Raw genomic sequence first — 8,190 nt, 5'->3', positions numbered from 1 at the left:
CCGGAGCGCCCCGGCCGCCCGGCCGCCCCGCGCCCCGCTGCCGCTCCTCCGGAGACGACGGCGACCGGTCCCGCGACCACGCCCACCACCGTACTGCCGCGCCGCGAGAGCGCGCTCCGGGCGCGGCGGCACGCCGCCCAGGTCCGGACGGGGGAGTGAGCGGGGTGCGCTTCCAGTTCATCCTCACCGAGATCGGGCAGGGCCTGCGCCGCAACCTGTCCATGACGGTGTCCGTCGTCCTCGTGACGTTCGTGTCCCTGACGTTCGTCGGCGCGTCCCTGCTCCTGCAGGCGCAGATCGGCAAGCTCAAGGACGACTGGTACGACAAGGTCGAGGTCTCGGTCTTCCTCTGCCCGACGGGCTCGCCCGAGCCGACGTGCGCGGGCGGGGAGGCGACGCCGGAGCAGATCGCCGCGCTCGAGGACGTGTTCGAGTCCGAGCTCGGCGACGAGATCCAGACCGTCTACTTCGAGTCCAAGGACGACGCGTTCGCCGCGTTCACGGAGCGCTACCCGGACGGATACCTCGGCACGCAGCTCACCGTCGAGGACATGCAGGCGTCCTTCCGGCTCAAGCTCACCAACCCCGAGAACTACGAGGTCGTCAACGACGTCGTCACGGGGCGGCCGGGCGTCGAGGTCGTCGAGGACCAGCGCCGCATCTTCGACTCCCTGTTCCTCGCGCTCAACCGCGCGTCGCTGCTGTCCGCCGGCCTCGCCGCGGTCATGCTGCTCGCCGCGGTGCTGCTCATCACGACGACGATCCGGCTGTCCGCGCTCAGCCGGCGCCGCGAGACGGGGATCATGCGGCTCGTCGGCGCCTCCAACCTGTTCATCCAGCTCCCGTTCCTGCTCGAGGGCGCCATCGCCGCGGTGGTGGGCGCGCTGCTCGCCGTCGGCGGGCTCTGGGTGGGGGTGAAGTACCTCGTCACCGACTGGTTGTCGCAGTCCGTGACGTGGGTCGCGTACGTCGACGAGTCCGACGTCCTGACCATCGCGCCGATCCTCGTCGGCGTCGCGTTCCTCCTGGCGGCCATCTCCTCGGTCGTCACGCTCAACCGCCACACGAGGGTGTGAGATGACCTCATCGATCCGTCCCGCACGCCGGGGCGCACGCAGCGCAGCCCGCACGTCCCGTCGCGCCCTCGCGGCGCTCGTCGCGACCGCCGTCCTCGTCACGGGCACGGTCGCCGGCGCGAGCGCCGACGACATCGACGACCGCCGCGCGGCGGCCGAGCGCCGCCAGCAGGAGATGCTGGGGAACCGCGAGCAGCTCGAGGCCGAGCTCGAGGGCACCGACGACGCCCTCGCGCAGGCCGTCGTCGAGCTCCAGGAGATCGAGGCCCGACTGCCGGTGGCCCAGGCCGAGCTCGCGGGCGCCGAGGCGGAGGTCGAGCGCACGCAGCGCGAGGCCGAGCTCCTCGCGCAGCGGCTCGAGGACGCGATGGGTCAGGAAGCGGCGATCAACCAGGAGATCGAGCAGAGCGCGACCGAGGTCGCCGACGCGCGGTCCAGCATCGCCGAGATGGCGCGCTCCGCCTACCGAGGGCAGGGCGACGTGTCGAGCCTCGGCATTGTCACCGGTGCGCAGAGCACCGAGGAGTTCATCGAGGAGTTCGCCGTCTCCTCGACCGCCGCGCGCAGCCAGTCCCGCACGCTCCAGGAGCTGCAGGAGGCGGAGGCCGTCGCGCGCAACCGCGAGGCGCGGCTGCAGGCGGTGCGCGAGACGATCACCGACCTCAAGACCCAGGCCGACCAGAATGTCGTCGAGGCCGAGTCCGCGCGCCAGGCCGCGGCCGAGCGCAAGGCCGAGGTCGAGGACCTCATCGTCCAGCAGCAGGCCAAGAAGGCGACGATCGAGGACCGCAAGGACGACGCCCTCGCCCAGCTCCAGCAGAACGAGCGTGACCAGGCCGCGCTCCAGTCGGAGCTGCAGGCGATCATCGCCGAGCAGGCAGAGCGCGACCGCAAGGCCGCCGAGGAGGCCGAGCGCCGCCGCCAGGAGCAGCAGCAGAACCAGGGCGGCGGTGGTGGCGGAGGTGGCGGCGCCCCCGCCCCGGCCCCCGCGCCGGCGCCGGCGCCGCAGCCCTCCGGCGGCCTCGGCTACCCGACGGCCGTGCCGTACGTGACGTCGCACTACGGCATGCGCCTGCACCCGACGCTCGGCATCTGGCGACTGCACGCCGGCACGGACTTCCGCGCCTACTGCGGGACCCCGCTGCTCGCGTCCGCGTCCGGCACGGTGCAGTTCGCGCGCCGCTACGGCGGGCTCGGCAACCAGGTGCTCATCAACCACGGGATCATGGGGGGCGACAGCGTCATGACGAGCTACAACCACCTCTCCCGCTTCGCCGTCTCGGCGGGCCAGCGCGTGCAGAAGGGCCAGGTCGTCGGCTACTCGGGCAACACCGGGACGTCGAGCGCGTGCCACCTCCACTTCGAGGTGTACGTGAACGGCGCGACCGTGAACCCGATGACGCGACTGTAGTTCCGCGCTCGGGATAATCCGTACCGAGCGCCGTCAGGCCGCCGTACCCTGGTGGGTCGGCACGTCCGCGTGCCGGCAGGAGACCCGCGCGAGACCCACGAGGACGGTAGGACGAGATGGCGAAGGACAGCGGCCGCAAGGTCGTCGCCAGCAACCGCAAGGCACGCCACGACTACGTGATCGAGGACGTGTACGAGGCGGGGATCGTCCTGTCCGGGACCGAGGTGAAGGCCTTGCGCATGGGCCGCGCGTCGCTCGTCGACGGCTACGTGGACGTCGACCGCGGCGAGGCGTGGCTCGAGAACGTGCACATCCCCGAGTACACCGAGGGCACGTGGAACAACCACGCGCCCCGGCGCAAGCGCAAGCTCCTGCTGCACAAGGAGGAGATCCTCCGGCTCGAGTCGAAGACGCGCGAGAAGGGGCACACGGTCGTCCCGCTCCAGCTCTACTTCCTCGACGGGCGCGCGAAGGTCGAGATCGCCCTCGCGCGCGGCAAGAAGGAGTACGACAAGCGCCAGGCCCTGCGCGAGAAGCAGGACAACCGCGAGGCGCAGCGCGCGATGCGCCACCGCGAGATGCGCTGACCCGTCCCCCGGCGACCGGGCTGGTGGGAGCGCGCGCGGCGACGTACGGTCGGTAGCGGCCGCCCGCACGGTGCGGCCTCAGTCCCGTGCCCGAAGGAGCCCTCATGGTCAAGCTGCGCCAGTACATCCCGCGTCTCGCTGCCGGGGCGTACATCCTCAACTCCGGCCTGAACAAGCGTGGCGCCGGCGAGGAGGCTGCGCAGGGCATGCACGGCATGGCCAGCGGCGCCTACCCGTTCCTCGGCGAGGTCGAGCCGCAGCAGTTCGCGAAGACGCTGTCGACGACGGAGATCGCGCTCGGCGCTGCCCTCGTGACGCCCTTCGTCCCGACGGCGCTCGTGGCCCCCGCCCTCGCCGCGTTCTCCGCCGGTCTCGTGGGCCTGTACCTCAAGACGCCGGGTATGACGCGCGAGGACGGCATCCGTCCGACCGACGAGGGCATCGGCCTGGCGAAGGACGTGTTCCTCCTCGGCATCGCCGGCGGGCTGCTCGCCGACGTGCTGAGCCGCAAGAAGTAGCGACGGCGCGCGCCGCGTGGGGACGGCGGGCGACCGCCACGGAATACGCGTGCGCCCCGTCGCGTTGATCCCGTACGCTGGTCACGCTGCAGGCACCGCGGGCTCGTCCCGGGGGGCCGGCAGTGCTTGACAACTGCACAGGGGGTGATCGGTTTCGACGGTGGTCGTGCTTCGAGGAGAAGCGGGCCGAGGATGCAGGCTTATCTCGTAAACGATGTCTGCAAACTACAGGTGCCGATAACAAGCGCACCGACTTCGCCCTCGCCGCCTGAGCGAGCCACGAAGTCCGTCAGCCCGAGCTAGCTCTCGACTCGGATCCTGGCGTCATCTAGAGAGCCACTGCTCGCAGTCCTCGTCACCGGGGCTGCGGGGACTTTCAGGTGACTGAGCCCGTCCGCACCTTGTCTGCGTGAGTGCGGGGGCCGAGAAAAACGACAGCAGACTGCGCCCGGAGAAGTCCTCGATCGGCGTCACCGGACCGGGGTTCGATTCCCCGCACCTCCACTGGTATTGCCGCAGGTGGGGCCAGGTTTCTGGCCCCACCTGAATCCCCTGTCAACGCATCGCGTCAACAATGATCGCGGCCGAGACTACAACAAGCGCCCGCTACGCCGACAAGGCCTAGCGGGCGCTTGTGCATTCCAGGCGCACGGCGACAACCGGGTCGTCCGCGAAGAGGAGGGCACCGTCAGCAACGGCGAGTCACGACATCCGCAGGTTTCACCCATGCCAGCCGTCTGTGGCGTTGAGCACAGCCGCTACCTTCAAATCCATGGCAGGGGGGAGCAGGACCAGGGGAGGAGTCGCGCTCGCCCTAGCGGCGCTCGTCGTCGGGGTATGCGCGAGCTCGACTGTCGCCTCCGAGACGGCCGACGCACCGCCACCGCTGCTCACGCGCCCGCCCCGTGCGAGCACCCCGAGCCGCACGAGCCCGTGGAAGGGATCGCGTGGGACGAGATCGGCCGACTCCACGCCCTGGGATACCCCGTGTGCGACGTCGTGTGGGCGTTCGCCAGCCCTGGGAAAGGCCGCCACGTCGGCTGCGCCTACGAGCACTTCCACGACGAAGACCCGCGACCCTTCATCGTTCTCGAGCCCAACCTTGACATGTGGCCCGACCAACTTGATACCGCCGTTCGCAGCCTCGTTCGCCACGAGTTCGGTCACGCCCTGATCTACATGGCCGGCATCGACGAGGCGCAAGTCGGCACCATGTTCGACAGCGCTCTCGACCTGGAACCCGAGGGCAATCGCGCGCATGAAGCGGCAGCGGAAGCCATCTCACACTTGCTCACACCTGAAGGTGTCCCGCGCTGGTGGTGCTACGACAAGTACATCGTGCCGAAGAACCAAGACGCCGCGGAGCGAATCCTCGACGACGCGCGAGAGTGACACGGCGAGCTCCGTCGGTGACTCGCCTGGGAGGCGACCAACTGCCTACGCCAGCGCGCGCCACAGAGGCCGGTTCGAACGTGTGTTCGATGACGCGGTACGCTCGTGCCATGGGGCGGGGTGACGAGTCGCTGGTGCGACGGAAGCGCGACGATCGCCCTCCGCTCGCGTCCCGTGCCTCACGCCCGCGGGTGCTTGAAGCAGCCGCGTGGCCCGCTGACCAGCCGCTCAACCACGAGCACCCCGAGCACATCCCCACGCGCCCACAGGGCGACTTGCCCGTAATTGTTCGCCTGCTGTGGCACACGCACGAGGAGCTCATCCCGGCGCGAGCGATCCGGTGGACCGACAGCCACGTGATGGTCATGGTGAAGCCGACGACGGGGCCGACGAACGCGCACGAGCTGCTCGTGTGGCTCCGCGCTGCCGACGTCTATCGGACGATCCCGCGCCGCTAGGCGCGCAGGAGGAAAGCGTCTGCGGCGTAGTGTTGACACTACCTATCTGGCAATGTAGTGTTGCTACTACAACAATAGAGGGGAGGGATGCGGTGGAGGTAGCCGCACTGGTGGTTTCGATCCTGACGCTGATCGTCACGATCTACCAGGCTTGGAACAGCAGGCCAAAGAAGCCACCGAAGGGCCGTCACAGGAAGTGGCGGACGGGCCGGGGGTAAAGCAAGTACCCCCGGCCCGGACCCCCATCCTCCCACCTGGTGACACAAGGAAGGAAGGCCACGTGAAGAGATGCCTACAGGACCCGGGCGTGCGGAGCGCCGCTGTCGCGGGCGTCGTCATCGGCACGCTCGCAGTGTTCTTCGCCGACGCCTACCCGGCCGTGTGGGTCATGCTCGGCGTCGCATGGGCGGCAGTCACCGGGCTCACCCTCTGGTGGGCGCACCGCAAGGCGGCCCACTGATGCCACGCCCGGGCGAGCGGCGCGTCGCCGCGGCGACCAAGGTCGTCGAGGCGGACCGTGACGAGTTGCAGGCCATCGCCGCAGCAGCGGGGGTGGCGCAGTCCGACGTCGTGCGAGCGGGCGTCGAGCTCGTCCTGCGCGGCGTCGACCGCGACCGGCTCGTCGCCTACCTCGCCGAGGTGGGTCGCGAGAGCGTCAGCGGCGCTCTCACACCCGAGCGGCGCGCCGGCCTGCTCGGGTAGCGGCAACGAAGCGCCCCCGCCCTCCCGCGCGAGGAGGACGGGGGCGCTATCGCTGTAGTCGTCCGCGCGCGCGGCGAGACTCCGAGCCATAGTGAGGCGGCTCCCAATCGAAGAGCCGCCTCACTGACTCACTATGGCGTGCTCACATTGACGTTCAAGTCGACGTGAGCGTTGGGGAACGTGGGGAAGAGATACTGCAAGCCCTTGTTCTCGAATGTGTACAGATTCGTGAAATAGCCATCTGTGCTCACGCGATACTCGTACGATGGCGCTTGATCGTGCTGCCCAAAGAGAACGACACGGCCGCTGCTGTATCCACCGAAACCCAACTCATAGTCAATGGCCGGGGCAACACTGCAGAGAGGGTCGCTCACGTGGTGCTGCCAGGTATTGAACCCGCCAGTCCAGTCGCCGCCGCTTGCAACCAAGGTGATGTCGGAGAGGTCGGCGTCGGCCGTCCGAAGTACTTCCCCTGTGCCATCGTAGAGTGTTGTGCCTGAAGTGGTCTTGCTGCTATACACGTTCCAGACGTAGTTGTCTGCGCCGATCGCGTATGTCGTCTCGAGTGTAGTGCGGGAACTTGGGTATCGCACTGAGTGGTGTGCGAAGCCGCGGTCATCGCCCCCGAAATACCCAATTCCAGTGCCGCCATAGGCCTCGACGCACGGCTGAATGTTGAACGGGGTCGGCGCGTACGCTGTCGGAATGAAAGTATTGAGTTGGAACGTCATGTCCCACTCGCCCGGGGCGGCGCTGGCGATCACGTCTGTGTTAGAGCTCGCGCTCCTGGCCGCTGCCGACGTGATTTCCTTGCCAATGGGAGTTGCGTCAACCTCTGGCACTGAGACTACCGTCAGGTACGGTTCTTGTGCAATGACGCCGTCGATCGCTACGCTTTTTGATCCGCTGATCTCATACGTGCCCGATCCGCCCAGTGCGCCAACGCCAGTCCACGTTTCGCCATAAGTTGTAGCGACCACGTTGCCGTCACGGCGGATTGTCCAGAGAATGTCTCCCTCGGAGGGGTCCCACCACGAGAGCGTCACCTCTCCTTGATCGTTTACTGTAAACGTTCCGAGTCTATCGCGGCCCTCGTCGTTTGGGCCCGGTGCCGCGCGTGTCATCGACACCGTCTTCGCTTCAATAACGCCGCTCGCGGAAAGGTCGAAGACAACCTCATACTGGTCAGTGTTCGACTGTGCGGTGCGTCGCGCGAGGGTGCTGTCACCAGCAGGAGTCAGTTCTTTTCCGCCGGGCTTTACGACGAACACTGCTTCTGTTGGGTTGTCCAGGTTTGACGAGGTCGCGGTCGCGTGAGCGCTGGTCGCAGCGAAGGGCGCGATGAGCGCGAGTGAGAAAAAGCCGCAAGCGAGAGTGCGCAAGTTCCTGCTTTTCATGGAATCCACCTCTATAGCCGGAGGGATTGTGCCCCGGGCAGAAGCTTGTGCGGTCCCCCGTTCGTTCATTCGCGCTGCCCATCGCGAGTGTCATGCGTCATTGACGAGCTGAGGCTACACCGTCAGAGCCACGTGCAGTGGCGCGCGTCTCAGAAGACCAAGACCGTCTGGGCGAGTGCCTCTTATGCTTGCTCGCGGGCGTCAGTGAACATCCCTAGCGGCGGTGCCACGTACGGCAAGGGTTCCCCGGTCTACCTCGAGGACGACGGCTCGATGACCGGAACCCGGCGGCTGAACAAGTACCCTCCTAGCGCGACACCCTCCGGTCCCGAGTCAAGCACCAGCGCAGCATTGAGTTCCTGACCGAACCGCAGCTGCGAGACTTCCTCGAACGCGGACTCCGTGGCGCCGACCGCGCCGACCTACCCCGACCGTGACTACGTATACGGCCTCACGCTGGTCAGTACCGCGACGACACCCTCGATCTGTACGTGGTCACGAACCTCGCGGTTCCGACCATGGAGCCCCGTTCTGAGCCGAGATGGCCGGGGCGCTGACTAGACCAGCACCCAAGAGTCCTGACCGGCAGCCGGCTTGCGCTTGTGGCTGGCTGGTTTCACCGGTTGGCTGCAGGCGGGGCCGGCCGGCC

The 8,190-nt window shown here is 67.9% G+C and carries 9 protein-coding genes and 1 other RNA gene; 9 read left to right on the top strand and 1 reads right to left on the bottom strand.

The annotated features are described in order from the left end of the window. The first annotated feature begins 164 nt into the window (after positions 1-164). The 9 genes from ftsX to JZ5iCDA_RS03980 all read left to right on the top strand — a co-directional run bounded on the left by ftsX (position 165) and on the right by JZ5iCDA_RS03980 (position 6,144). On the top strand, positions 165-1,076 hold the full coding sequence (gene ftsX / locus JZ5iCDA_RS04015; RefSeq protein WP_069385976.1) for a permease-like cell division protein FtsX: 912 nt from the start codon (positions 165-167) through the stop codon (positions 1,074-1,076). 1 nt (position 1,077) lies between these two features. Next, the gene (locus tag JZ5iCDA_RS04010) at positions 1,078-2,487 is read left to right on the top strand and encodes a M23 family metallopeptidase (protein ID WP_069385970.1); all 1,410 of its coding nucleotides are present in this window, start codon (positions 1,078-1,080) and stop codon (positions 2,485-2,487) included. A 116-nt stretch (positions 2,488-2,603) separates the two neighbouring features. Beyond that, on the top strand, positions 2,604-3,074 hold the full coding sequence (gene smpB / locus JZ5iCDA_RS04005) for an SsrA-binding protein SmpB (protein WP_069385969.1): 471 nt from the start codon (positions 2,604-2,606) through the stop codon (positions 3,072-3,074). Between the two features lie 104 nt (positions 3,075-3,178). Continuing rightward, the gene (locus JZ5iCDA_RS04000) at positions 3,179-3,592 is read left to right on the top strand and encodes a hypothetical protein (protein ID WP_069385968.1); all 414 of its coding nucleotides are present in this window, start codon (positions 3,179-3,181) and stop codon (positions 3,590-3,592) included. Positions 3,593-3,732: 140 nt separating this feature from the next. Then, positions 3,733-4,099: a transfer-messenger RNA gene (gene ssrA, locus JZ5iCDA_RS03995) on the top strand. A 426-nt stretch (positions 4,100-4,525) separates the two neighbouring features. Continuing rightward, positions 4,526-4,984: a hypothetical protein gene (locus JZ5iCDA_RS03990; RefSeq protein ID WP_139122945.1), complete on the top strand. Its 459-nt coding sequence runs from the start codon at positions 4,526-4,528 to the stop codon at positions 4,982-4,984. 191 nt (positions 4,985-5,175) lie between these two features. Further along, positions 5,176-5,442 carry a hypothetical protein gene (locus JZ5iCDA_RS03985; protein ID WP_069385975.1) on the top strand — a complete coding sequence of 89 codons (267 nt, stop codon included), beginning with the start codon at positions 5,176-5,178 and terminating at the stop codon, positions 5,440-5,442. 307 nt (positions 5,443-5,749) lie between these two features. Further along, entirely contained in the window at positions 5,750-5,902 is a 153-nt protein-coding gene (locus tag JZ5iCDA_RS18735) for a hypothetical protein (protein WP_171905286.1), read from the top strand. Beyond that, positions 5,902-6,144: a hypothetical protein gene (locus JZ5iCDA_RS03980; RefSeq protein WP_069385966.1), complete on the top strand. Its 243-nt coding sequence runs from the start codon at positions 5,902-5,904 to the stop codon at positions 6,142-6,144. The genes JZ5iCDA_RS18735 and JZ5iCDA_RS03980 overlap by 1 nt, the downstream gene beginning before the upstream one ends. A gap of 131 nt (positions 6,145-6,275) precedes the next feature. Here the strand turns inward: JZ5iCDA_RS03980 and JZ5iCDA_RS17865 are convergent, their stop codons facing one another. Beyond that, complete coding sequence (locus tag JZ5iCDA_RS17865; RefSeq protein WP_171905285.1) at positions 6,276-7,541, bottom strand: DUF3238 domain-containing protein; 1,266 nt, start codon at positions 7,539-7,541, stop codon at positions 6,276-6,278. Between the last annotated feature and the right edge of the window lie 649 nt (positions 7,542-8,190).

The organism is Cellulosimicrobium cellulans (assembly GCF_001722485.1).
GTDB lineage: Bacteria > Actinomycetota > Actinomycetes > Actinomycetales > Cellulomonadaceae > Cellulosimicrobium > Cellulosimicrobium cellulans_A.
This window is presented reverse-complemented; position numbering and strand designations above follow the sequence as displayed.

Excerpts from the sequence above, each read along its gene's own strand:
- JZ5iCDA_RS04010 (WP_069385970.1), top strand. The coding sequence starts at position 1,078 with ATGACCTCATCGATCCGTCCCGCACGCCGGGGCGCACGCAGCGCAGCC.
- smpB (WP_069385969.1), top strand. The coding sequence starts at position 2,604 with ATGGCGAAGGACAGCGGCCGCAAGGTCGTCGCCAGCAACCGCAAGGCA.
- JZ5iCDA_RS04000 (WP_069385968.1), top strand. The coding sequence starts at position 3,179 with ATGGTCAAGCTGCGCCAGTACATCCCGCGTCTCGCTGCCGGGGCGTAC.
- JZ5iCDA_RS03980 (WP_069385966.1), top strand. The coding sequence starts at position 5,902 with ATGCCACGCCCGGGCGAGCGGCGCGTCGCCGCGGCGACCAAGGTCGTC.
- JZ5iCDA_RS17865 (WP_171905285.1), bottom strand. The coding sequence starts at position 7,541 with ATGAAAAGCAGGAACTTGCGCACTCTCGCTTGCGGCTTTTTCTCACTC.